Below are 24,106 nucleotides of genomic sequence, written 5' to 3'. Positions count from 1 at the left end.
CCGCTGCTATGCCACCCGCATCGCTCCGGCGGAGGGCGTGACGGTGAAGAGGTCCGGGGCAGTGTAGCCCGCCTGGGCAAAGGCCTGTAGGACGGCGGCACGCACCCGCTGCTCTTCAGCCACCGGAGTCAGTGCGATCGCCGCGCCGCCAAACCCGCCGCCGGTCATCCTGGCGCCGATGGCGCCGTTCGCCCGGGCTGTCCCGACCGCAAGGTCGAGTTCCGGGCAGGAGATTTCGAAGTCGTCGCGCATGGAAACGTGGCTGGCGTCCAGCAGTGCCCCGATCGACGACGGCCCCTGGTTGTCCAGCAGCTCGACTGTCTGCAGCACCCGGTCATTCTCAGTGACAACATGGCGGACCCGGCGAAAGGTGACGTCATCCAGGAGGCCGCTTGCCTCGTCAAGATCTTCCAGCGCAACATCGCGAAGCGCCTTGACGCCCAGCACCTCAGCGCCGAGTTCGCAGGCCTCGCGGCGGGAGGCATAACCGCCGTCGGCGTGTGAGTGGGAAACCTTGGTGTCAATCACGAGCATGGCCAGGCCTGCTTCCTCGGCGGCAAACGGCACCAGCCGGACCGCCTGATCGCGGCAGTCCAGGAACACGGCATGCCCGGCCGCCCCCCGCAGGGACGCTGACTGGTCCATGATCCCCGTGGGCGCGCCGACGAAGTCATTCTCAGCGCGCTGCGTGGCGAGCACCATGTCTTCAGGGCTGAGTCCTGCCCCGGTGATGTCGTTCAGGGCCGAGATCACTGCGCACTCGATGGCATGGGAGGAGGAGAGCCCGGCGCCGAGCGGGACGTCGGAGTCCAGGAGCAGGTCGAGTCCGGGGACGTCGATTCCGCGCTGCTGCAGCGACCACATGACGCCAAGGGGGTACTTCGTCCAGCCTTTGGCGGAGTGCTGCTCCAGGTGCGCCGTATCCGCCGTTGTCAGGCCCTGGTCCCCGTAGGTGGACAGCAGGCGGACCTTGCCGTCTGACCGGACCCCGACGGCGACACGCGCCGTCCTGTCGATGGCGAAGGGCAGCACAAAGCCTTCGTTGTAGTCCGTGTGTTCCCCGATCAGGTTGACGCGGCCCGGAGCCTGCCAGATGCCGTCAGGTTCCCGGCCGAAGGCGCTGCTGAATTGTCCGGCGAGATTCACGGGGCTGGCGGCAGCGGTCATGCGGAAGCTCCTTCGGTGACGCCCGGCACGGAGGAGGCGGACGCGGATGGGGCGAGGGCGGAGGCAGGGGAGCCCGGAACAGAGACGGCGCGGAGCCGCTCCGCCACCAGTTCCGGAGTGGTGTCGTTAATGAAGGCTCCCATGGCTGCCTCCGATCCTGCCAGGAATTTCAGCTTATCGGCAGCACGGCGCGGTGAGGTCAGCTGCAGGTGCAGGTAACCGGCCGGGCGGAACAGCCGGTCAACAGGTGCCTGGTGCCATGCCGAGATGTAGGGGGTCGGGGTGGGGTAGAGGGCGTCAAGGCGCTTGAGCAGGTCCAGGTAGACGTGCGCGAGCTCGTCCTTTTCGGCGCCGGTGAGGCCCGCAAGGTCGGGGACCTGGCGGTGCGGCACGAGGTGGATCTCGAGAGGCCAGCGGGCGGCGAACGGAACGTAGGCGCTGAAGCTGTCGCTTTCGAGCACCATCCTGCTGCCGTCCTCCCGTTCGGCCTTCAGGAGGGAACCGGTCAGCGTCTGCCGGCCGCCGGCGTCGTCATAGAACTTTCGCGCCGCGGCGCCCATCACGGCAGCCCGGGGCGTGACATACGGGTAGGCGTAGATCTGCCCGTGCGGGTGGTGCAGGGTGACGCCGATGTCGGCACCGCGGTTCTCGAAGGGGAAAACCTGCTTGATGCCGGGAAGGGCGCTCAGGGCCGCGGTGCGGTGGGCCCACGCTTCCACCACGGTCCTGGCCCGGGTTTCTGTCAGGCCGCTGAAGGATCCGGTGTGCTCGGGCGTAAACGTCACCACCTCGCACCTGCCGAAGGCCGGCCCTGTGGTTCCCCAGCCGGCGTTGTCGGGGACCGGACCCACGGCCGGTCCAAGGGAGGGGAAACGGTTCTCGAACACCACAACGTCGTAGTCCGGGGCGGGGATTTCGGAGGGGTTGGAAGCGGTGGTGGGGCAGATCGGGCACTGGTCGGCCGGGGGCAGATGCGTCCGGGTCTGGCGGTGGGCGGCCACGGCCACCCATTCTCCCGTCAGCGCGTCAAACCGGACTTCGCCGGGTTCCCCCCGGACGGGGAGATCACGGAGGTCGGGTGCTTCTTCCACTGAGCGCGCGCGGCGAGACCCGGCGTCGTCGAAATAAAGCAGTTCCCGGCCGTCGGCGAGGCTGGTGCTGGTAATGGAGGTCATGCGTCGTGTCCTTTGAGCGCGGTAGGCCGGCGGTCCGGCGGGCACATCACCAGTGTGGCACAAATCGATCAAAAACAAATACTTTCGAACAAAAAGTAACAAATTGGTGCCCGGACACAAGGTCGCCGCCCGGGCTTGGGCAAGAGTTGTACGGTAAGTTCCATGACTTCCGGCGCCGTAACCGAATCCCACGATGACCAGCCCGAACGCAGGCGCTATGCCTCCGGCCGGCAGTATGAACTCAGGCGCGGCGACGCGTTCGCCGTCGTAACCGAACTCGCCGCGGGGCTGCGGTGGTACAGCCGCGCCGGCGTCCAGCTGACGGAGTCCTACGCGGACACGGAGATCCCGCCGGGCGGGGCGGGTATCACCCTGGCGCCCTGGGCGAACCGTGTGGAGGACGGCGTTTGGCAGCTCAACGGCAAGAAGCAGCAGCTGGACATCACGGAGGTGTCCAAGAACAACGCCAGCCACGGGCTCCTGCGCAACAGCTCCTACGCGCTGGTTGCGGAGTCGGAGTTTTCCGTGACCTTGGAGGCCCCGGTGTTCCCGCAGCACGGATATCCGTTCCTCGTGCGGCACCGCGTGGAGTACTCCCTCGCCGAGGACCTGGGCCTGGTGGTGCGCCAGACTCTGATCAACGACTCGCAGGCGGACGCGCCATTCGTGCTCGGGGCGCACCCTTACCTGCGGCTCGGTGAAGTCCCCAGCGAAGAGCTCACCCTCACCGTCCGGGCCGCGACACGGCTGGTGGCGGATGAGCGGCTTATCCCGCGGAGCTCAGAACCGGTCAGCGGCGACACCGACCTGCGCCAGGGCCGGAGGGTGGGGGACCTCGACATCGACGTCTCCATGACGGACCTGGAGTTCGACGGCGGCATCGCCCGCCACACGCTGGCTGCCGGGGATGGCCGCAGCGTCAGCCTCTGGCAGGATGCCGGCTGCGCCTTCGCCCACGTCTTTGTCTCCACCAAGTACCCCGGAAGGGCCAAGGCTGTGGCTATCGAGCCCATGACTGGACCCGCCAACGCGTTCAATTCCGGCCACGGCCTGCGCTGGCTTGCGTCGAATGATGCGTTCACCATGACGTGGGGGATCAGCGCGTCCTTGGACAGCGGTTCCTGACAGCAGTCCCTGCGTTTCCCATAGCCGCACAGCTAGGGAATTATGGGGCTATGACGCCAGCTAAGGACCCTCTGCCGGACGAGCCGGCCAGGCCAGCCATCCTTCCCCCCTCGCGGCCCAGGACCGAGCGGGAAATAGAGCAGGACATTCCCTACGGCGTGCGCATCGCGGCGGCCTGGTCATGGCGGGTGGGCCTGATCCTGCTGGTCATGGGGGTGCTGGTCTGGCTGCTCGGCAGGGTCAGTTTCCTCATCATCCCGGTCATGGTGGCGGCGCTGCTGGCCGGCCTGCTCAGTCCGGTGGTCGGATGGTTGCGCTCGCAGCGTCTCCCCAACGGGCTGGCGGTCGCCGTGACGGTGCTGGCATTCATCGGGCTGATAGCCGGAGCCCTCGCGCTGGTGGGACGCCAGTTGGTTCTTGGCTTCCGGGAGCTGTGGAGCGAGGCGCTGACGGGGATCCAGCAGATTCAGGACTGGCTGGCCCAGGGGCCGCTGCACCTGACCGCGGCCCAGATCGACCGGTACATCCAGGAGGCCACGACGGCGCTGCAGGACAACAGCCGCAGCATCCTCAGCGGAGCGCTTTCCTTCGGCAGCACTGCAGGACATTTTGCCGCGGGGATGATCCTTGCCCTCTTCATCCTGATCTTCTTCCTCCTGGAGGGCGGCCGGATCTGGGCCTTCCTGGTCCGGCTGCTGCCGCGGCGCGCCCGCATTCCCGCCGACGGTGCCGGGCGCCGCGGCTGGGCCTCCATGGTCAGCTACGCGCGGATCCAGATGTTCGTGGCCTTCGTGGATGCGGTGGGCATCGGAGTGGGCGCGGCCATCATCGGAGTTCCGCTGGCGCTGCCGCTGGGCGTGCTGGTGTTCATCGGTTCGTTCATTCCCATCGTCGGTGCCCTGATAACAGGAGCCATCGCCGTGCTGCTGGCGCTCGTCGCGAACGGCCCGGTGAACGCCCTCGTGATGCTGGGCATCGTGCTGCTCGTACAGCAGCTGGAAAGCCACATCCTGCAGCCGCTCGTCATGGGCAAGGCCGTGGCACTGCACCCGGTGGCAGTCATCCTCTCCGTCGCGGCCGGCTCCTACCTCGCAGGCATCCCCGGAGCCCTCTTCTCGGTCCCCATCCTGGCCGTAGCAAATTCGGCGATTCGGTATATTGCGGGCAGAACGTGGGAACATGATCAGGTACTGGCTGCCGCGCGCGGTGCGTTCGCGGCAGGCCCGGCCGGAACCGGCCAGGACAACACCATCAAGGAAGCCCGCCTGCCGGGCACCGGCCACGGCAAGGACGCCGGTCATGGAACAGGGACTCCGGGCAGCAAGGCTGCCCCTGGCCCCGAAACGGAATTTCCCAAAGGAGAATAAGTTCGTGAATACCCCTGAAAGCCTTCCCGTCACGCTGGACGATGTCCTTGAGGCGCAGAAGCTGCTTGACGGGATTATTACCCGCACACCCGTGGAATCCTCCCGCGCCCTCGGCAGCATGGTGGGCGGCCAGGTATTCTTCAAGTGCGAGAACCTCCAGCGCGCCGGCTCCTTCAAGGTGCGCGGCGCCTACGTCAGGATGGCCCGGCTGTCCGACGCGGACAAGAAGCGCGGTGTGGTCGCCGCTTCCGCCGGTAACCACGCCCAGGGCGTGGCCGTTGCCGCCAATAGCCTCGGCATCAAGGCGAGGATCTACATGCCGCTCGGCGTGGCGCTGCCCAAGCTCGCCGCCACCCGCAGCCACGGCGCCGAGGTCATCCTGCACGGCCACAACGTGGACGAGGCCCTCGCCGAGGCCCAGCGCTACGCCGATGACACCGGGGCCGTGTTCGTCCATCCCTTCGACAATGTGGACGTTGTGGCCGGCCAGGGCACGCTCGGGCTGGAAATCCTCGAACAGGTGCCCGACGTCGACACCATCCTCATGGGGGTCGGCGGCGGCGGGCTGCTGGCCGGCGTCGCGGTGGCCGTGAAGGCCCGCGCCAAGGAGCTCGGCCGGGACATCCGCATCATCGGCGTCCAGGCGGAGAACGCCGCTGCCTACCCGCCGTCGCTGGCGGCAGACGCCCTGGTGCCGCTGAAGAAGGTGTCCACCATGGCCGACGGCATCGCCGTGGGGCGGCCCGGCCAGCTGCCGTTCAGCATCATCCGGGAACTGGTGGATGACGTGGTCACCGTCAGCGAGGACTCCCTGGCCCGCGCCCTGATTTTCCTGCTGGAGCGCGCGAAAATGGTGGTGGAGCCCGCCGGCGCTGTGGGCGTGGCGGCCCTCATGGACGGCAAGATCGAGAACCCTGGCACCACCGCCGTGGTGCTCTCCGGCGGGAACATCGACCCCATGCTGATGCTCAAGGTGATCCAGCGCGGCCTCTCGGCGGCGGGCCGGTACATGACCGTGCGGATGATGCTCGATGACCGGCCCGGCTCACTCGCCACCATCGCCCGCATCATCGCGGAGAACGACGCCAACGTGACCGGCCTGGACCACACCCGGGTGGGCGGTTCCATCAGCATGGGCGACGTGTCCATCACAGTGAACCTCGAAACCAAGGGCCACGAGCACGGAGAACAGGTACTGGCAGCCCTGCGGGCCGAGGGCTTCCAGCCGATCGTGGTGCACTAGAAACGGGTGCATTAGAAACTGCTGCATGAGGAGGCCAAGATGCTCGAGACCCCACGGGACCCTTTCGCCCGGGACACGCCTGCGGCACGGGACACTCCCGCTGCACGGGCCAAGGGCGGGTTGCTGGTGGTCGGCTCCTTCGTGCTGCTGCTCTTCGCCATCGAGTTTCTCAACACGGCATTGCTGCACGGGCTGAACCGGGTCTTCGGCCTCAGGCCGCGCAGCCCCGACGGGCTGCTGGACATCTTCATCTTCCCGCTGCTGCACTCCAACCTAAACCACGTGCTGTCCAACGCGCTGCCCCTGATTATTTTCGGCTTCCTGGTCTTCATGTCCGGGCTGCGCGTCTTCCTGACAGCTATCGTCTGCAGCTGGCTCGGATCCGGCCTGGCGGTCTGGCTGATCGGCGGCCACGGCGTCACGGTGGGATCGTCCGGGCTGGTTTTCGGGCTGTTTGCCTTCCTGCTGGTGAGGGGCTTCTTCAACCGCAGCTGGTGGCAGATCCTGCTCTCGCTGGTGCTGTTCACGGCGTACGGCAGCATCCTGTTCGGGTTGATTCCCAGCGTGGCAGGTTTTGTTTCCTGGCAGGCGCACCTTGGCGGCGCGGTGGGCGGCGTCTTCGCCGCGGTTCTGCTGCGGGCCCGCAGCAGCGCCGGCCGCAGAAGCTAGGTTCTGGACCTGAAGCATTAAGGTGCCAAAGTGCGCCCTAAAACACAACTTAAAGAGTAACGCCGGCCCTCCCGCGGTAGGGGAGGGCCGGCGTCGTGCGTTGCAGCAAAGGCTGCCGCAAAAACAATCGCAACAAACAGGCGAAGGTGCCGCCAGGGTCAGCCTACGTACGGCTTGGCGGAGATGATCTCCACCGTGATCGCCTTGCCGTTGGGAGCGGTGTAGCTCAGGGTGTCGCCCTCTTTGTGGCCCATGATGGCCGCACCAAGCGGGGACTTCTCGCTGAACACGTCGATGTCGGAATCGCCGGCGATCTCCCGGGAGCCGAGCAGGAAGGTCTCTTCGTCTCCGGCAATCCGGGCAACGACGATCATGCCGGGCTCAACGATTCCGTCGTCTGCCGGTGCTTCGCCAACGTGGGCGTCACGAAGGAGCTGGGTGAGCTGACGGATGCGGGCCTCAATCTTGCCCTGCTCTTCTTTGGCCGCGTGGTAGCCGCCGTTCTCCTTGAGGTCGCCCTCTTGGCGCGCGGCTTCGATCTTCTGGACGATTTCGGCCCGGCCGGCGCTGGAAAGGTGGTCCAGCTCTGCCTTCAGGCGGTCAAATGCTTCCTGGGTAAGCCAAGCTGCAGGCGCGCTGTTGGTGGTAGACACGGACATCTCCTCTAGTGGTTAGCAAGCAGGTCATACAAGCAAAGACCCCGCCACGGTGGCCACTTGTGGAACTCAGTAACCAACTCAGCGGGGTAAAGGTATTGGTCCATTGTAGTCAATCCTGTGGATGAAACCCAACGAGCGAGCGGTGTGGCTCACATTCCTACTTGGCGGACTCGGGGATCCAGCAGCTGTCCACGACCGCCGAGACCGACTGCGATTCGGTGCGCAGCACTTCACGCAGGGCCACCGTGCGGCCCCCGTCGCTGACTGATACCTCTCCGGAAGCGGGCTGCGCAGCCGGGATGTCAACGACCTTCCATCCCACGATGGCAAACTTCGAGTCGAGAGCCTTGACGGCGCACTGCACCTCGGTTCCGGGTTCCCGGGTGACCTGGAAGTCGATGGCGGCCTGGGTGGCATCCACCGTGGTGTACCCGACGTCCTTGAATGTGACCGACTGCATGGCGTTGGACGTGGAAACCCACGCCAGGAAACCCATCCCGACGGCCAGGGCGGCGATGGCCGCGTTCCGTTTGGCTTTGCGGGACATCCGGCGCTTTGGACCGCCATAGCGATTGGCTAGGCTAATGTCTGCAGGCAGGGGAGAGCCCGACTTGTCCTCGGTAGTCACTAATCCAGTTTAGTGGGGATCCTCCGGGGAAATATCCGGAAAGCCCGTATTGCCGGAAGCTTGGCCCTGCCGGAAACGGCTTTTCACGGCAACAGCAGAAAGAGGAGCAGTCCCAGATGGCAGCGTCCACGAGCCCGTCACCTTCGCTCCGCCTTATGGCGGTGCACGCCCACCCGGATGACGAGTCCAGCAAGGGCGCAGCAACGATGGCGATGTACGCGGCGTCCGGAGTGGACGTCATGGTAGCCACCTGCACGGACGGTTCCCGCGGCGACATCCAAAATCCCGCGATGGAGGGCGAGCCGCACCCGAAGCGGGACATGGCCGGCGCGCGCAGGCTCGAAATGAACGAGGCCGCACGCATCCTCGGGGTAAAACAGAGGTGGCTGGGATTCGTGGACTCCGGGCTGCCGGAAGGGGATCCGCTCCCGCCGCTGCCGCCGGGCTCGTTCGCCCTGCAGCCCCTGCACCGTGCCGCGGCGCCGCTGGTCCGCCTTGTCCGGGACTTCAAGCCGCACGTAATGATCAGCTATGACGAAAAGGGCGGCTACCCCCACCCGGATCACATCATGGCGCACCGCGTGGCGGTGGAGGCCTTCGAGGCTGCGGGTGACCCGGAGAAATACCCGGGTATCGGTACACCGTGGGCGCCCAGCAAGCTTTACTATGATCGCGCCTTCAGCCCGGAACGCTTCCGTGCCCTGCACTTCGCACTCGAGGAGGCCGGGCTCCAGTCGCCCTACGCCGAGCGCCTGGCGGCATGGCTGGAAGCCGACGCCGAGGGCCACACCGCACCGCCGCCCACGCACCAGACCACCACGCAGGTGGACTGCGGGGACTACTTCGAGGCCAGGGACGATGCCCTCCGTGCCCACCGCACCCAGGTCGACCCGCTGGGCTTCTTCTTCGCGGTGTCTCCTGACATGCAGCGCAGGGCGTGGCCCTGGGAGGACTACACCCTGATTCATTCACGGATAGCCACCGATCTCCCTGAGAAAGACCTGTTCGCGGGACTAAGATAGAGTCAAGAGGCTATTTCTATTACATGTAGAAACAGCGGTCCGGAAAACAGCAGGGGCGTTCTGCGCCGCCGGCTACCTAGGCAACAGCCCACCAGGCATTAGCCCACCGAGAAAGTTCCAACAGTGCACCACATGCTCACCATCCTGGCATCCTCACCGGCGCCCTCGCCTTCCTTGCGGCCGGGCCTCTCCGAGGACCAGGTGACTCCCGGCCTGCTCGGCTTCCTGCTGACGGCCTTCATCGTGGTGCTGACGGCGCTGCTGATCGTGGACATGGTGCGCAGGATCCGGCGGGTACGCTACCGCGCACAGGTGGAAGAAGAACGCATGGCCGCAGCCGAGGCCGCGGACATCGCGCGGGACGACGCCGCTGACGGCAATGCAGGCCGCACAGACACCTGACTCCGGTGCACGAAATGCACTGGGCGATGAACCGTCTGCCTACCTCAGGCAGCACGCGGGCAACCCGGTGCACTGGCAGCCGTTCGGCGACCAGGCCTTTGCCGACGCAGCCGCCCGGGACGTTCCCGTCTTCCTCTCGATAGGCTACGCCGCCTGCCATTGGTGCCACGTGATGGCCCATGAGTCTTTCGAGGACCAAGCCGTGGCCGACTACCTCAATGAGCATTTTGTCGCCCTCAAGGTGGACCGGGAAGAGCGGCCGGATGTCGACTCCGTCTACATGGCCGCGACGCAGGCGATCAGCGGCGAGGGCGGGTGGCCCATGTCGGTTTTCCTGACACCGGAAGGACTCGCCTTTTACGCCGGCACTTACTACCCGCCCCGGCCCCTACCCGGCAGGCCCTCGTTCCTGCAGGTGCTGGAGGCGGTGCACGACGCCTGGTCCGAGCGCAGGAACGGCGTGGAGCAAAACGCCCAGGCGCTCGCGCAGAACATGGGCCAGGCCCAGCTTTCCACCGCCGTGCGCCTGGACGGACCGCCCGGCATACTCGATCCCGAGCTGCTGCCGGCTGCTGTCCGTTCGCTGGCCCTCTCGGAAGACCCCGACGCCGGCGGCTTCGGCGCCGCCCCCAAGTTTCCGCCGTCGGCCGTTCTGGAATTCTTGCTAAGGCACGCGGCTACGCCGTCGGAGACCGCCGGGGAGGCCCGCGCCATGGCCGGACGGGCCTTGGCGGGGATGGCGCGTTCGGCCCTGTTCGACCAGCTCGACGGCGGTTTCGCCCGGTACTCGGTCACCCGTGACTGGTCCGTGCCGCACTTTGAAAAAATGCTGTATGACAATGCGCAGCTGCTGCGGGTCTATGTCCACTGGGTCCGTCTCGGCGGCACGGACGACCTTCCCGCGGAGGAAGCTGCGGATGCCGCGGGTCGCACGGCCGGCTGGATGCTGGCATCCCTCGGGCTGGGAAGCGCTGCCGGGGCGCTGGCGTCCTCACTCGACGCTGATTCCGTGATCAACGGCGTGCATCACGAAGGCGGCACCTATCTCTGGACGGTCCCCGACCTCGAGGACGTGCTGGGCAGCGACGACGCGGCCGCCGTTGCCCGCATCATGAACGTGGGGAAGGAGGGCACCGTCTCGGAGCTCGGATCGCCCCTGCACCCCGCGAGGGCTCTTGCCCCGGAGGAGACGGCACTCTGGAACCGGGTCCGGCCCCGCCTGCTCGCTGCCCGCGACCACCGGCCGCAGCCTGCACGCGACGACAAAGTGGTGGCCGGCTGGAACGGACTTGCCGTGGCCGCCCTCGCGGAGGCCGGGGCAGTGCTGGACGAGCCGGGGCTGGTGGACGCGGCGGTGCGGATCGGCGGGTACCTGGAGCAGGTCCACTGGAAGCCTGACGCGGCCCGGCTGGTGCGCGTTTCCCATGCCGGGACTGCGCGGGGGATCGGCGGGCTGCTGGAGGACTACGCGTTTTGCGCCGAGGGCTTCCTTGCGCTGTTTTCCGTCACCGGCGACGCCCGCTGGTACCGGCTGGCGGAATCGCTGATCGCGGCGGCCCGCGCACGGTTCATCGTCGACGGCGGCCTGGCGGACACTGCCGGGGAATCCCTGCCGGTCACCAATGCCCAAGGCGGCAGGCCCGGCCTGGAACCCTTCGACGGCGCCACACCCAGCGGCGCGGCAGCCTTTGCCGGCGTCCTGCTCAGCTATGCTGCGCTGTCCGGCTCGGCCGAGCACCGGGCGCTGGCCGGCAATATCCTGTCTCTGCTGCCGCCGATTGCCACGCGGGCTCCGCGGGCTGTCGGCTGGCTCCTCGCCACCGCCCAGGCCGCGGCGGAAGGGCCCGTGGAGGCGGCCGTCGTCGGGTCATCCGGTCCTGCGAGGGACGAGCTGCACCGGGCTCTGCTGCAGTCACCCAGCCCCGGCCTGGTCATTGCCGTGGGAGACGAAGCGGCTGCCGCTGATGAGGAGGGGGACAGCAGTATCGTGCCGTTGCTGCGCGGCCGCACAGCCGGAGCCGGAGGTGCTCCGCTGGTCTACCTCTGCCGCGACATGGTGTGCGATCGTCCCGTGGGATCCGTGCCCGAGGTGCTGGAACGGCTCAATCGAGGACCGGCCTGGTCCTAAGGCGCGCTTAATACGCGGGGTTCAGGACAGGACAGCGATGACAATGGCCGCGAAATGGGCGGCGAAGGCGAACACCGTGAACGCGTGGAACAGTTCGTGGAAGCCGAAATGCTCGTAGCTGATATTCGGTTTCTTCAGCGCGTAGAAGACAGCCCCGGCGATGTACAGCGCGCCGCCGATGCAGATGAGCAGCGCTGCCGGCACGCTGGCCGCGAAAAAGTCCGGAAGGTAGAACAGCGATCCGCACCCCAGCGCTATGTAGATGGGCACATACAGCCAGCGCGGTGCGTTGGTCCACAGGAGCCGGAACAGCACGCCAAGGATCGCTCCGGACCAGATCAGCCACAGCAGGAGCACCGCCGTCGGCCTCTCAAGCAGGCTCCAGGCCAGCGGAGTGTAGCTGCCGGCGATGACCAGCATGATGTTCGTGTGGTCGAGGCGCTTCAGCACTGCTTTCACGCCCGGCGACCAGTTCCCACGGTGGTAGACGGCGCTGATGCCGAACAGCAGCACGCCCGTAAGGGCGTAAACGGCGGAGGCGATCTTGCGGTCCGGCGTCGGCGCCAGTATTAGCAGCACGATCCCGGCGGCCAGGGCCAGCGGGGCGGTCACCGTGTGGATCCAGCCGCGCCATTTCGGCTTGATCATGAGCAGTTCAGCAATCCGGACAGCGGCACCGTCCACGGCTGCATTCACGGGCTGGTTCGTAGCCTTCGGCTCACGCTCGGGGGTCCCCGGGTTGCTTGGCGGGCTGGTGTTTGACATGTCTTCAGGATAACCTACCGCTTGGTAAGTTACTTGCCAGTAGTTTTTGCGTCGTGCGCCTGCTGTCCGCCTCTCTGTCCGCCCGCCGCGCGCACCTGCCCGCTCCGGACGGTAGCCTAGGATTTGCACAGCAGTCAGACAGCGCAGGAAGTCAGGTGAAGCCCCGGATGGAATTGCCCGGATTCCTCTATGGCTTTTACGAGCGCCGGCTGCTCCGGGCGCTGGAACCCGCGCGCATACCCAAGCACATCGGCGTGATGGTCGACGGCAACCGGCGCTGGGCGCGCCAGTTCAATGCCCCCACCAGCCAGGGCCACCAGGCCGGGGCGGATAAGATCCACGAATTCCTTGGCTGGTGCCAGGAACTGGGGGTCAGAGTGGTTACGCTCTACATGCTCTCCACCGACAACATGAGCCGCTCCGGCGAGGAACTGGACCTCCTCATGGGCATCATCGCCAACACCCTGGACCGGCTTGACGAAGACGCCGATATTTCCGTTCACGCCATGGGCGCCCCCGAACTCCTCCCTGACTACCTGGCCGACCGCCTCACCAGGCTGACCGCGCGGACGCCGGTGCGTGAGAAACTCCACGTCAATGTGGCAGTCGGCTACGGCGGCCGCCGGGAGATCGTCGACGCCGTCCGTGAGCTGCTGCACGATGCGGTGGCGCGCAAGGCCGATATCAGCGAGCTGGCAGACACCCTGTCCGTTGATGACATCTCCCGTTTCCTCTACACCAGGGGCCAGCCGGATCCGGACCTGGTCATCCGGACCTCCGGAGAGCAACGTCTGTCTGGCTTCCTCATGTGGCAGAGCGCCTACAGCGAGTTCTACTTCTGCGAGGCCCTCTGGCCCGCCTTTCGGAAAGTCGATTTCCTGCGCGCCCTCCGGGACTATGCCGGGCGGCAGCGCCGCTTCGGCTCCTGACTGTGCTGATCTGCTCCTAACTGTGCTGATATGGGGGCCGGCTGCGGAGCCGCCGGCCCCCGTTCACCTCGAATTCATGCGCCGGCAACAGGAATCGCCGCTGCAGGACTTTGGAAATTTGTTGGGGGAGATTTACGTTAGACCCATCAGCAGGCAAACCGCCGGCTGATCGGGGAGGCCAGTACATGGAGCGGACAATCGCACCGGATGTATGGGAGGCCGAGCCCGGCCTCCGGGCCGAGCCGCCTCACCAATAACAATTCCGGGCATGTGCCCCGGGGCTGGAGTCGATGTGGCTATTTCTGAACAACTGCCCGCAGTCATCACGGACCAGGGTGAGAAGGCTACCTCTCGCGCCAAGCGAGCCAATTCACAGACCGGTGCGGCCACGGAAGATGCCGCAGCCGGTCTTGCTGTTTCCGGCCCAGAGTCAGAATCCCAGCCAACTGTCTCGACGTTCGTCATTGACACCTCGGTGTTGCTGTCCGATCCCCGTGCGCTGCTGCGCTTCGCAGAACACGAAGTGGTCTTGCCCATCGTGGTGATCACCGAGCTCGAGGGAAAACGGCACGACCCCGAGCTGGGCTATTTCGCGAGGGCAGCGCTCCGGCTCCTCGACGACCTCAGGACCCAGCACGGCGGCCTCAACCGGCCCATTCCCCTGGGCGAGGCCGGCGGAACGCTCATGGTGGAGCTGAACCACATCTCCTCGGACGTGCTTCCGGCAGGCTTCCGGGGCGGCGACAATGACAGCCGCATCCTCGCCGTCGCCATGAATCTGGCCAACGAGGGCAGGAACGTGACGGTGGTTACCAAGGACCTCCCCATGCGGGTGAAGGCCTCCGCGATGGGGCTGCTCGCCGACGAATACCGGAACGAGCTGGTCAAGGACTCAGGCTGGACAGGCGTGGCCGAAGTTGACGCGAGTGAGTCGGAGATCTCAACCCTGTACGGCCACGAGCCGGTCTTCATTCCCGCCGCGGCAGAGCTGCCCGTCAACACCGGACTGGTTCTCCTGTCCAGCAGGGGATCGGCCCTCGGCCGGGTGGGCGCGGACAAGCAGGTCCGCCTCGTGAAGGGGGACCGCGACGTCTTCGGCCTGCACGGGCGCTCGGCCGAACAGCGGCTCGCCATCGACCTGCTGATGGACCCGGCCGTGGGTATCGTTTCCATTGGCGGGCGGGCGGGCACCGGCAAATCGGCGCTCGCCCTGTGCGCGGGGCTGGAGGCAGTACTGGAGCGCCGGGAGCACCGCAAGGTGATCGTCTTCCGTCCCCTCTACGCCGTCGGCGGCCAGGAGCTCGGCTACCTGCCCGGTTCAGAGTCCGAGAAGATGAACCCATGGGCGCAGGCCGTCTTTGACACGCTCGGGGCCCTCGTCAGCCAGGAAGTGGTGGAGGAGGTCATGGACCGCGGGATGCTGGAGGTCATGCCGCTGACCCATATCCGCGGCCGCTCCCTGCACGATGCCTTCGTGATCGTGGATGAGGCACAGTCCCTCGAGAAGAACGTGCTGCTCACCGTCATGAGCCGCATCGGCCAGAACTCGAAGATTGTCCTCACGCACGACGTCGCCCAGCGGGACAACCTGCGGGTCGGCCGGCACGACGGCGTGGCAGCCGTGGTGGAAACCCTTAAGGGGCATCCGCTCTTCGGGCACATTACGCTCACCCGCTCGGAGCGCTCGCCGATCGCGGCTCTCGTCACCGAGCTTTTGGAAGGGGCCTGAGACCTAGCCCAAGGGCCACTGGATGTGTTCCCGGACGTCGGTGAGGTTCACCGGCTCAGCCACGAAGAGGTCATCGAGCATGTACTCTTCGACGGCGAGGATGCGGATGAGGTGTCCGGGGGCATCCGGTCCTTCATCAAGGGCTTCGCAGGCCACGCAGACACCGGTCCCCATATCGATCCGGACGCGTGTCCGCCCAGGTCCGCACAGGGGGCTCTCGGGATCCAGCGGCCGGTAGCCGGGATTCGGAGCCACCACCGTCTCCAAGGCGGGACGCCCTTCATGCTCGACCTCGCGGACCGGTTCGAGCAGCTCCACGGCGTTGGCACGGGGGAACTCCATCGGAACGGGAGCGTTGCCGGCGAGCTCCACGGGATCAAGGGCCGCGGCAAGGCGGCTGTTCCCGAACGACGGTTCGCCGTATGCTGCCTCCGGGCGGCGCCTGACCAGCCCGGCGTCGTCGTAAACGGGGGTGACCAGATGCGCAGGCAGCAGCCACGAGCGCCGGGTGGCGCTGATATACAGGCCGTCCCGTGAATCGTTGATGCCGGTGGTGCTGTGCAGCAGCGTGCCGTCCAGGGTTTCAAGGCGGAGTGCACCGGGGCGGCGCAGCCAGGCGCGCACCGGGCTGGCGCCGGCCTCGGAGGTCTCGCGGTATTCGAACCGGAGGGACTGCCATTTCCAGGGGGATGAACGGCAGAGGTTCCGAAAAGACCCGGGGTTTAGGGGCATCGCGGATCCGCCGTGATCCTGCCGGTGTTTGGCATCCCAGGTCCCCATATCCACAGTTTACGCGCGGGGCAAGCGGCGACGGGCCGGATGCAGTAGCATCCGAGAGTGATCCAACGACTGGACGGACTCTGGCAGGCGGCCCCTCCCGCCTTCTGGCTGGTTCTCGCGGCCTGTGCCTACTTTGCCGTGATGGCGGTGCGGCTGACGGTGATCGACATCCGCCACCATCTGCTGCCGAACAGGATTGTTTTCCCGTCCTATGCCGTGGCGGGAGGGTTGTTGCTGGGAGCTGTGGCAAGTCTTGTCATGTCGGCTCCCGGAAGCGGCGGCCTGCCCGGCGCTGCCGCGCAGCTGTTCGGAGTGCCGGCACTGCGGATCCTGGCCGGGGGAGCGGTCCTCTGGCTGTTCTACTTTGTCCTGCGTCTGGTGTATCCGCCCGGAATGGGCTTCGGCGACGTGAAGCTGGCGGGCGTGTTGGGAATGTACCTGGGGTATCTCGGCTGGACGCACGTCTTTGCGGGCACGTTCGCCGCCTTCCTGCTGGGCGGCCTGTGGAGCATCGTCCTGCTGGCCTCGCGGCGCGGAACGCTCAGATCTGCCATACCCTTCGGGCCGTTCATGCTGGCCGGTGCGGCGGCCGCCATGGCGGTGCTGCCCGCCTGAGCGTGAAGTACAGCGCGAACGGACACTTGTGGCCCCAAGCGCTGCGGGGGGCACGGCGCGAACGGACACTTGTGGCCCCAGGCGCTGCGGGGACCCGCGGGCCGGCCAGAACCGCCTTAACCCCAGCGGCCGCCCGCCTTCGCTGGGAAGGTGGGCGGCCGCCGTCGGACTTAAGCGTGGACTTACGCCTTGTGCGGAGGGCGTGTCATGGACATGACATCCAGGGCGGTGTCCAGCTGCTCTTCGGTCAGCTCACCGTGTTCCAGGAAGCCCATGGCAACCACGGCTTCGCGGATGGTGAGGCCCTCTGCCACGGCCTTCTTGGCGATCTTCGCTGCGTTCTCGTACCCGATGTACTTGTTCAGCGGGGTGACGATGGACGGCGACGCCTCGGCCAGGAAGCGGGCGCGCTCGGCGTTGGCCGTGATGCCGTCGATCATCTTGTCCGCCATGACGCGGCTCGTGTTGGCCAGCAGGCGCACGGACTCGAGGAGGTTCGCGGCCATGACCGGGATGCCGACGTTCAGTTCGAAGGCGCCGTTCGTGCCGGACCAGGCGATGGCGGTGTCGTTGCCGATGACCTGGGCGCAGACCATGATGGAGGCCTCGCAGATGACGGGGTTGACCTTGCCAGGCATGATGGACGAGCCCGGCTGCAGGTCCGGAATGGCGATTTCGCCGAGGCCGGTATTGGGGCCGGACCCCATCCAGCGCAGGTCATTGTTGATCTTCATGAAGGAGATGGCAATGTTGCGCAGCTGGCTGGAGGCTTCGATGAGGCCGTCGCGGTTGGCCTGGGCCTCGAAGTGGTCGCGGGCCTCGGTCAGGGGCAGGCCGGTGTCGGTGGCGAGCAGTTCGATGACGCGCTCCGGGAAGCCGGCCGGGGTGTTGATGCCGGTGCCCACCGCGGTGCCGCCGAGCGGGACCTCGGCCACGCGGGGAAGGGCGGCGTTGATGCGCTCGATGCCGTAGCGGACCTGCGCCGCATAGCCGCCGAACTCCTGGCCAAGGGTCACCGGGGTGGCGTCCATGAGGTGGGTGCGGCCGGACTTGACGACGTCCTTGAATTCAACGGCCTTCCGCTCCAGGGATTCGGCGAGGTAGCCGAGCGCAGGGATGAGGTCGTTGAGCAGGGCCGAGGTGGCGGCCACGTGCACGGAGGTGGGGAACACGTCGTTTGAGGACTGCGAGGCGTTGACGTGGTCGTTGGGGTGGACCACTTTGTCGCTGCCGGCGGCCTTCAGGGCGCGGGTAGCCAGCTCGGCGAGGACCTCGTTGGTGTTCATGTTCGAGGACGTGCCGGAGCCGGTCTGGAAAACGTCGATGGGGAAGTCGCCGTCGTACTTGCCCGTGGCCACCTCATCGGCAGCCTCGGCGATCGCCTTGGCCAGCTCGCCGTCGAGCACGCCCAGTTCTGCGTTGGCCTGCGCGGCGGCCTTCTTGACCCGGGCCAGTGCCTCGATGTGGGCACGTTCCAGGGTTTTTCCGGAGATCGGGAAGTTCTCGACTGCACGTTGCGTCTGCGCGCGGTACAGGGCGTTCACGGGGACGCGGACTTCGCCCATCGTGTCATGTTCAATGCGGAACTCTTCAATGGAAGTCATGGGGCTAGCTTAGGGTGATCTTCCGCCGCATCGAAAACCGTGAACCGCTTGCTACGGGCCGCCGGCCGGAGCGCTTCCGGCGGCCTTAAGCGGGCTGCTAAAGCTCGCCGATTCCGGAAACAAGCTCCGCGTGGCCTTCCGCGAGGCTATAGGAGAGGCCGATGACCGCTGCCCGCCCGTTTTCGATTGCGTCCGAAATCACACGAGAGCTGTCGACCAGCCGCTGCGAGGTCTGCTTGACGTGCTCCACCACCATGTCGTTGACCTCGGTCTGCTCATTGCGGAGGGACGTCAGCACCGACGGAGTGATGCGCTCCACGAGGTCCCGGATGAAGCCCGTGGGCATCTGCCCGGTTTCGACCGCAGACTTGGTGGCGCTCACCGCGCCGCAGCTGTCATGGCCCAGCACCACGATCAGCGGCACGCCGAGCACGCCGATGCTGTACTCGAGCGAGCCCAGGACGGCGTCGTCAATGACCTGCCCCGCGGTCCGCACCACGAAAACGTCGCCCAGTCCGACGTCGAAAATGATTTCTGCGGCGAGCCGCGAGTCCGAGCACCCGAATATCACCGCGAAGGGGTGCTGGTTTTCCACCAGGGAAGACCGCCGTGAGGCGTCCTGGTTGGGGTGAGAGGTTTCACCGCTGACGAAGCGTTCGTTTCCTTCGCGCAGGCGGCGCCAGGCCAGAGCAGGGGTTAGATAGGTTGCCACGGCCCCTACCTTACGGGCTGGGGCTCTGCGTAGGGGAAACCGTTACTGCCGGGTTACTTTCCATGGACTTCACGACGGCGGCGGCCAGTGCCGAGAACTCGTCCAGTTGGGCGTCGCCACGCAGGATGACGGTGGTTCCGCGGTGGTCCAGCACCATGCTCCTCTCACCCTTGCCCGTGTCCCGGAGCTCCCAGTCGCGGCCCCCGGCTTCCCGGGATCCGGTTACCGGAGCGTTCTTTGTCTCCTGCAGGATCCAGGTGGGATTCGCCCGGCGCGTCTGGACCAGGCCAATGAAAGCTTCCTTGGGCGTGACATAGCCGACTTCCCAAGTGGGGACACCGGACGCTGTGCCGGCCTCCCAGCGCGCGTAATTGGGTCTGAATGTGTCGCCCGGCTCGGGCGTGACCGGTGTGAATCCCGCCACATCGGCGGCATTGCCGGCCACCGCGCCGACGTTGATGTCCGGACGGAAACCCTCCGTCTTCGGCGCCGGGTTCATCAGAACGATCGGCAGGAAGGCGGCGATGCTGACCACCAGCGCGATGAGCATCCCGATGACGGAAGCATTGGCACGCTTGGCGGCAGCTGCGGGGATTACCGGCTTAACCGGCTCGGTGGCCGGATTGGGGGAGGCTGCGGAGGAGCCGTGCCCGCCTGCGCGGTTTTCGGGTGCGGACCTGTCCTGCGTTTCACTCACCCTTCTATAGTCGCCCATGCATGCTCCGATCTCACATTCCGGGGAGGAGGCGGTGAGGCGCTTCACACGTTGGTCATTCCACCACCTCTGCCCCCCGCCGCGACTATGATCAGTAACAGAGGAATCACCGCGCGTGCCTGCCACGGCATCGCGGGTCCAATGATCGCCACTCGAAGAAGAGGTTCACGTGTCACCAGCGTCCATGACCCAGAAGTACTCAACGCTTTCCCCGTCGCTCGCCGTCGGAACCGACGAGCCGGACCGCAACCTCGCACTGGAGCTTGTCCGCGTCACCGAAGCCGCGGCAATTGCCGGCGGCCACTGGGTTGGATTCGGCGACAAGAACAAGGCGGACGGCGCCGCCGTCGACGCCATGCGCTCCTTCCTTCACACCGTCCACTTCAACGGAGTTGTGGTCATCGGTGAAGGTGAAAAAGACGAAGCCCCCATGCTGTTCAACGGCGAGCAGGTTGGTGACGGCACCGGCCCCGAGTGCGATGTCGCCGTCGATCCCATCGACGGAACCCGCCTGACCGCCCTGGGCATCAACAACGCCTTGGCCGTTCTCGCCGTGGCCGAGCGCGGTTCCATGTTTGACCCGTCGGCAGTGTTCTACATGGAGAAGCTCGTCACCGGCCCCGAAGCCGCGGACATGGTGGACCTGCGCCTGCCCGTCAAGCAGAACCTGCACCTGATCGCCAAGGCAAAGGGCGTCAAGGTCAACCAGCTCAACGTCATGATCCTCGACCGCGACCGCCACCGCCCGCTGGTGGAGGAAATCCGCGAGGCAGGCGCGCGCACCAAATTCATCATGGACGGCGACGTTGCCGGCGCCATTGCCGCAGCCCGCTCCGGCACCGGCGTGGACGCACTGATGGGCATCGGCGGAACCCCCGAAGGCATCGTCGCTGCATGCGCCATCAAGTCCCTCGGCGGCGTCATCCAGGGCCGCCTCTGGCCCACCAGCGATGACGAGAAGCAGAAGGCCATCGACGCCGGCCACGACCTCGAGCGGGTCCTCTCCACGAACGACCTCGTCAAGAGCGACAACTGCTACTTCGCCGCCACCGGCATCACCGACGGCGACCTCCTCAAGGGCGTGCGCTACGACAAGGAGAAGGTGCTGACGCAGTCGATCGTCATGCGCTCCAAGTCGGGCACCATCCGTTTCGTCGACGGCGAGCACCAGGCCAGCAAGTGGGAAGGCTACGCCCGCAAGAGCTAGCCCCGCCTGGGCGGATCCGCGCATCCCGCGCGGCGTGCCGCACCCCCTGCGCGAACGTACAGTTGTGGCCCCAATTCCGAGCGGATTTGGGGCCACAACTGTACGTTCGCGCTTTTGGATCGGGTTCGTGGGGGCCTAGGTTCCTGATGCCCGGCGCCGCAGTTGTCCATCGAGCACTGCCCTGACCTTCTCGAGGACGAAGGGCTTGTCGCCGTCGAGATCGTCTTTGAATATTCTGATCTCAGTCCAGCCCAGACGCTCCGTGGTCTCCTTGCGTCTCCTGTCCCGTGCAGCCTGATCCGGATCCGAATGGTGTGAGCCGTCGTACTGGAGCGCTAGGCGATGTTCAGGATACGCGGCGTCCGGCCACACCGCCGACTGGCCCCAGCTGTTGCGGATCACGTGGTTGAGGACTGGTTCGCCCAGCTTCGTGCGGGCCAGAACCAGCCGCATCCTTGTCTCCTGCGGGGAGTCCGCCCCTACACGGATCTCGGGGAGGGCCAGCCGCGCTGTTTTCATTCCACGCATGCCCGGGTGCGCGGCAATGATGCGCCGCAGGTCCTCAGTCATTGCCAGCGGAGATCGCGGCTTCGGAAAGTCCGGGCCATGGGAAACCACTGCGGAATCTCCCGCGGCGATGAGTTCGTCGACGCTGAGCAGGTTCGCGAGATCGAGCCAGGTCCGTGCTGGTGAGGTGACCCGGACGCCCTCGTGGACCACCACCTCGCCAGGTTTGAAGGTCAGGCGGTGACCGACGACGTTTCGCCGACGGGGTTTGCTGTCGCCCCGGTCACGGGCGACGTGGATTCTCCAGTCCTCCTGCATCCAGCCGGGAAGGCTGTAACCCCATATCCTGGCCCCAGAGTGATGTGTCAGGGTGGACGCGTCATCCATTGCGGTGTAGGCCCGCAGGTTCGCGCACATGGTGGCCTCGCCCTCCAACGGAACGCGGATCCCGCGCGAAGGAGTGGCCAGGTCCGGCTGGCGCTGCCGTTTTCGGGACACACCGTAGGCCTGAGCGTGGGATGAGGTGAATGATCCCGCCAGCAGGTCCTGGGGTAATCGTGAGAGACACATGCTCCAGTCTGGACCGGTCGAAGTTCCGTCAGGGCGTTATCCACAGGCACAAAACCTCCCGGAAGCGCGAACGTACAGTTGTGGCCCCTGGAGCCGGGGCCACAACTGTACGTTCGCGCTGAGCGAGGGGGCTTAAGTGTACGTTCGCGCTCAGGGGGTGGGGCGTTGGATGCGCTTCAGGGTGGTGCGGAGGACGGTGCGGAGTGCTTCGCGGAGTTTGCGGGCAGCCTGGTACGCGGCGTAGCGGGGCTTGTTCACCGGCAGGTCCCACGTCCCCGGGTAGGCAATTTCGCGCCCGCCGAAGGATTTCTTGAAGGCGCTGAAGCCGGCCCATTTGTGGTCAGGCTCATCGGCCGGCGCCACGCCCCAGAGATCCACGTGCTTCAGGCCCTTTTCCCTGGCGTCGGCCATCAGGGTGACAAGCAGCGGAATCCCCGCGCTCAGCTTCCGGTGCGTGTCGTCCAAGGCGGCGTGGGCGTAGGTGCGGGTATCCGCGGAATCGTAGGCCAGAGCCGCTGCGATCGGGCCGCCGTGGAGTTCGGCCACGAACAGGGTGGCAGCTTTGGCGGGCATCATGGACTCGGCCACCTGGGTCAGGTACTCGTCGCTTTGCGGCTTGAAGCCGTTGCGCCGTGCCGTCATGTGCAGGAAGTTCAGGAGGATCCTGATGTCCTCGGGATCCTGCGTGGAGCGGAACGTGACGCCCTTCTTGTGGATGTTCCGATAGAGGTTCCGGTTCACCGGCTTCATGTCGGCCAGCACCTCCTTGAAGTCCCGGTCGACGTCCACGATCCAGCTGAGCTCGGGCTGCTGGTTGACCGGGGCCGGCTGCAGCCCCCGGCTCTTCAGCGCGTCGGCTGCCGTTGCCGGATCCAGCCCTGCTGTCACAGGCTCGATCCGGACAAAGACCGCGTGGCACGATCTGGCCACCTCCACGAGGGCGGCCAGCGCGTCGTCAAAGGCAGCGACAGACTCCGCCACCGGCCCGTAGGGCGCGTACAGAACTTTGCCGGCGGGGTTCTTTTCCTCGATGGCAAGGAAGCTCCAGCCCCGGCCGGAGCGCTGGTGAACGCGGCGTCCAAGGGACCGCTGGAAGTCGGCCCACGCCTCGGTTTGCAGGAAGTATTCCATGGCGCTCAGGCCTCCAAAGCGGTGGTCACGGCGAAGGCCACAGCAGTGTCAGCCGAGCCTGAAACCGGGTGCACGTTCACGGGCGCGTCGGCCGCCGGGAGGAACGCGCTTCGGCCGTGGTCCAGCTGCAGGTCACCCTTGGGGGAATCCAGGTAGACGGACCCCGACGTCACAATGACCACCGCGGCCCCCGACTGCGCCAGCGGCACCGGGGCGCCGCCGGGAACCACTTCGATCCGCTGAAGCTGGAACTCCCGGAACGGCGGCCGGTACAGCTCCTGCCCGAGCTCGGACACCTCCGCGCGAAGCATGGGAACCCCGACGGACTCGAAGATGACGGTGTTCAGCAGTTCCGGAACGTCAACGAACTTCGGCGTGAGGCCGCCGCGCAGCACGTTGTCCGAGGACGCCATGACCTCAACGCCCAGACCGTGGAGGTACGCATGCACGTTGCCGGCGGGCAGGTAGACAGCCTCGCCCGGTTCCAGTGAAAGCCGGTTCAGCAGCAGGGAAATCAGCACCCCAGGATCACCGGGGTACTCGCTGTTGAGGCTCAGCACGGTGGACAGCTCCGGCTGGTAGGGCGCCATGGGAGCGCCGGCCGCCAGCGCGTCGACAACCCGCTTCGTTGCCTCGGTGACACCGTCGCCGCCTGCGATCAGCCGCTCAAACGCGGACCGCAGGGCGTCGTGTTCCCCGGACTGCGCGAGGTCATCGATCACTTCGGAAAGCACTGCGGGAACGCCGGAACCCGAGAGCTCGAGGCACCCGGCCAGGTGCAGGAACACATCACGGGACTTCGCCGGCTTCCGGAAACCGCAGAGCGCGTCGAAGGGCGTCAGCGCGAAAATCATTTCCGGCTTGTGGTTGTCATCCCGGTAGTTGCGATGGGCGGCATCGGCAGCGACGCCCTCCGCGTTCTCCCGGGCGAAGCCGGTCCGGGCCTGCTCAAGGCTGGGGTGCACCTGCAGCGACAACGGCTTGGCGGCCGCGAGGACCTTGGTGAGGAAGGGCAGGCGCGGCCCGAATGCGGCAACGGAGGCTTCCCCCAGGTGGTGGCCGGGGTCCTCGGCAATCAGTTCATTTAGTGGCGCGGCCGTGCCGTCGGGGCGTGTCGCGACAGAAGGGGAGTCGGGGTGCGCGCCGATCCACAGCTCCGCTTCGGGGCCGCCCGACTCCGGCCTGCCGAGAAGCCCGGCGATCGCCGTCGTCGATCCCCAGGCGTACGGCCGGAGGACGTTATCGATTTCGTACACA

At 66.4% G+C, this 24,106-nt stretch carries 23 protein-coding genes; 11 read left to right on the top strand and 12 right to left on the bottom strand.

The window, feature by feature from the left end:
- Positions 1-6 precede the first annotated feature (6 nt).
- Positions 7-1,167, bottom strand: a complete 1,161-nt coding sequence (gene galK, locus ACIP9X_RS11160; RefSeq protein WP_400479794.1) for a galactokinase — start codon at positions 1,165-1,167, stop codon at positions 7-9.
- Positions 1,164-2,342 (bottom strand): galactose-1-phosphate uridylyltransferase, encoded by a 1,179-nt coding sequence (gene galT / locus ACIP9X_RS11155; RefSeq protein ID WP_400479793.1) that lies wholly within the window; start codon positions 2,340-2,342, stop codon positions 1,164-1,166. Before galT ends, galK begins: the two co-directional genes overlap by 4 nt.
- 162 nt (positions 2,343-2,504) lie before the next feature.
- Here galT and ACIP9X_RS11150 point away from each other — a divergent pair, with 162 nt between their 5' ends.
- The 4 genes from ACIP9X_RS11150 to ACIP9X_RS11135 are packed head-to-tail and all read left to right on the top strand — an operon-like array spanning position 2,505 to position 6,746.
- Positions 2,505-3,467, top strand: coding sequence for an aldose 1-epimerase family protein (locus ACIP9X_RS11150; RefSeq protein WP_400479792.1), 963 nt, complete (start codon positions 2,505-2,507; stop codon positions 3,465-3,467).
- Between the two features lie 50 nt (positions 3,468-3,517).
- A complete protein-coding gene (locus ACIP9X_RS11145; RefSeq protein WP_400479791.1) occupies positions 3,518-4,834 on the top strand; it encodes an AI-2E family transporter in 1,317 nt (438 codons plus the stop codon).
- A gap of 4 nt (positions 4,835-4,838) precedes the next feature.
- Positions 4,839-6,077 (top strand): threonine ammonia-lyase, encoded by a 1,239-nt coding sequence (ilvA, locus tag ACIP9X_RS11140; protein WP_400479790.1) that lies wholly within the window; start codon positions 4,839-4,841, stop codon positions 6,075-6,077.
- A gap of 39 nt (positions 6,078-6,116) precedes the next feature.
- Positions 6,117-6,746: a rhomboid family intramembrane serine protease gene (locus ACIP9X_RS11135; RefSeq protein WP_400479789.1), complete on the top strand. Its 630-nt coding sequence runs from the start codon at positions 6,117-6,119 to the stop codon at positions 6,744-6,746.
- 158 nt (positions 6,747-6,904) lie between these two features.
- Here the strand turns inward: ACIP9X_RS11135 and greA are convergent, their stop codons facing one another.
- Positions 6,905-7,399 carry a transcription elongation factor GreA gene (gene greA / locus ACIP9X_RS11130; protein WP_400479788.1) on the bottom strand — a complete coding sequence of 165 codons (495 nt, stop codon included), beginning with the start codon at positions 7,397-7,399 and terminating at the stop codon, positions 6,905-6,907.
- Positions 7,400-7,562: 163 nt separating this feature from the next.
- Positions 7,563-8,033, bottom strand: a complete 471-nt coding sequence (locus ACIP9X_RS11125) for a DUF4307 domain-containing protein (protein WP_400479787.1) — start codon at positions 8,031-8,033, stop codon at positions 7,563-7,565.
- Between the two features lie 116 nt (positions 8,034-8,149).
- On the opposite strand from ACIP9X_RS11125, the gene mca reads away from it, so the two are divergent.
- The 3 genes from mca to ACIP9X_RS11110 all read left to right on the top strand — a co-directional run bounded on the left by mca (position 8,150) and on the right by ACIP9X_RS11110 (position 11,585).
- Positions 8,150-9,055, top strand: a complete 906-nt coding sequence (gene mca / locus ACIP9X_RS11120; protein WP_400479786.1) for a mycothiol conjugate amidase Mca — start codon at positions 8,150-8,152, stop codon at positions 9,053-9,055.
- A 123-nt stretch (positions 9,056-9,178) separates the two neighbouring features.
- Positions 9,179-9,457 (top strand): hypothetical protein, encoded by a 279-nt coding sequence (locus ACIP9X_RS11115; RefSeq protein WP_400479785.1) that lies wholly within the window; start codon positions 9,179-9,181, stop codon positions 9,455-9,457.
- Complete coding sequence (locus ACIP9X_RS11110) at positions 9,435-11,585, top strand: thioredoxin domain-containing protein (protein ID WP_400479784.1); 2,151 nt, start codon at positions 9,435-9,437, stop codon at positions 11,583-11,585. Before ACIP9X_RS11115 ends, ACIP9X_RS11110 begins: the two co-directional genes overlap by 23 nt.
- Before the next feature lie 21 nt (positions 11,586-11,606).
- Here the strand turns inward: ACIP9X_RS11110 and ACIP9X_RS11105 are convergent, their stop codons facing one another.
- Positions 11,607-12,248, bottom strand: a complete 642-nt coding sequence (locus tag ACIP9X_RS11105; protein ID WP_400479889.1) for a hemolysin III family protein — start codon at positions 12,246-12,248, stop codon at positions 11,607-11,609.
- Positions 12,249-12,517: 269 nt separating this feature from the next.
- Between ACIP9X_RS11105 and ACIP9X_RS11100 the strand changes: the two genes are divergently transcribed.
- The gene (locus ACIP9X_RS11100) at positions 12,518-13,279 is read left to right on the top strand and encodes an isoprenyl transferase (RefSeq protein ID WP_400479783.1); all 762 of its coding nucleotides are present in this window, start codon (positions 12,518-12,520) and stop codon (positions 13,277-13,279) included.
- Positions 13,280-13,571: 292 nt separating this feature from the next.
- Entirely contained in the window at positions 13,572-15,008 is a 1,437-nt protein-coding gene (locus ACIP9X_RS11095) for a PhoH family protein (protein WP_400479782.1), read from the top strand.
- A 3-nt stretch (positions 15,009-15,011) separates the two neighbouring features.
- On the opposite strand, the gene ACIP9X_RS11090 is transcribed toward ACIP9X_RS11095, so the two are convergent.
- Positions 15,012-15,788: a hypothetical protein gene (locus ACIP9X_RS11090; RefSeq protein WP_400479781.1), complete on the bottom strand. Its 777-nt coding sequence runs from the start codon at positions 15,786-15,788 to the stop codon at positions 15,012-15,014.
- Between the two features lie 57 nt (positions 15,789-15,845).
- Here ACIP9X_RS11090 and ACIP9X_RS11085 point away from each other — a divergent pair, with 57 nt between their 5' ends.
- Positions 15,846-16,403 carry a prepilin peptidase gene (locus ACIP9X_RS11085; protein WP_400479780.1) on the top strand — a complete coding sequence of 186 codons (558 nt, stop codon included), beginning with the start codon at positions 15,846-15,848 and terminating at the stop codon, positions 16,401-16,403.
- A gap of 182 nt (positions 16,404-16,585) precedes the next feature.
- Here the strand turns inward: ACIP9X_RS11085 and ACIP9X_RS11080 are convergent, their stop codons facing one another.
- The 3 genes from ACIP9X_RS11080 to ACIP9X_RS11070 all read right to left on the bottom strand — a co-directional run bounded on the left by ACIP9X_RS11080 (position 16,586) and on the right by ACIP9X_RS11070 (position 19,434).
- Positions 16,586-18,007 (bottom strand): class II fumarate hydratase, encoded by a 1,422-nt coding sequence (locus ACIP9X_RS11080; RefSeq protein WP_400479779.1) that lies wholly within the window; start codon positions 18,005-18,007, stop codon positions 16,586-16,588.
- A gap of 97 nt (positions 18,008-18,104) precedes the next feature.
- On the bottom strand, positions 18,105-18,719 hold the full coding sequence (locus tag ACIP9X_RS11075) for a carbonic anhydrase (protein WP_400479778.1): 615 nt from the start codon (positions 18,717-18,719) through the stop codon (positions 18,105-18,107).
- 10 nt (positions 18,720-18,729) lie between these two features.
- Positions 18,730-19,434 (bottom strand): DUF4245 domain-containing protein, encoded by a 705-nt coding sequence (locus ACIP9X_RS11070; protein WP_400479777.1) that lies wholly within the window; start codon positions 19,432-19,434, stop codon positions 18,730-18,732.
- 184 nt (positions 19,435-19,618) lie between these two features.
- On the opposite strand from ACIP9X_RS11070, the gene glpX reads away from it, so the two are divergent.
- On the top strand, positions 19,619-20,641 hold the full coding sequence (glpX, locus tag ACIP9X_RS11065; RefSeq protein WP_400479888.1) for a class II fructose-bisphosphatase: 1,023 nt from the start codon (positions 19,619-19,621) through the stop codon (positions 20,639-20,641).
- 135 nt (positions 20,642-20,776) lie between these two features.
- Here glpX and ACIP9X_RS11060 read toward each other — a convergent pair whose 3' ends face one another.
- The 3 genes from ACIP9X_RS11060 to manA form a co-directional block, all read right to left on the bottom strand.
- Positions 20,777-21,718, bottom strand: a complete 942-nt coding sequence (locus ACIP9X_RS11060) for an endonuclease domain-containing protein (RefSeq protein WP_400479776.1) — start codon at positions 21,716-21,718, stop codon at positions 20,777-20,779.
- A gap of 150 nt (positions 21,719-21,868) precedes the next feature.
- Positions 21,869-22,849: a lipid II:glycine glycyltransferase FemX gene (locus ACIP9X_RS11055; RefSeq protein WP_400479775.1), complete on the bottom strand. Its 981-nt coding sequence runs from the start codon at positions 22,847-22,849 to the stop codon at positions 21,869-21,871.
- 5 nt (positions 22,850-22,854) lie between these two features.
- Complete coding sequence (gene manA / locus ACIP9X_RS11050; RefSeq protein ID WP_400479774.1) at positions 22,855-24,105, bottom strand: mannose-6-phosphate isomerase, class I; 1,251 nt, start codon at positions 24,103-24,105, stop codon at positions 22,855-22,857.
- Between the last annotated feature and the right edge of the window lies 1 nt (position 24,106).

It is taken from the genome of Arthrobacter sp. NPDC093125, assembly GCF_044754225.1.
GTDB lineage: Bacteria > Actinomycetota > Actinomycetes > Actinomycetales > Micrococcaceae > Arthrobacter.
Note: the sequence above shows the minus strand (reverse complement) of the source record. Positions and strands in the feature narration are given on the sequence as shown.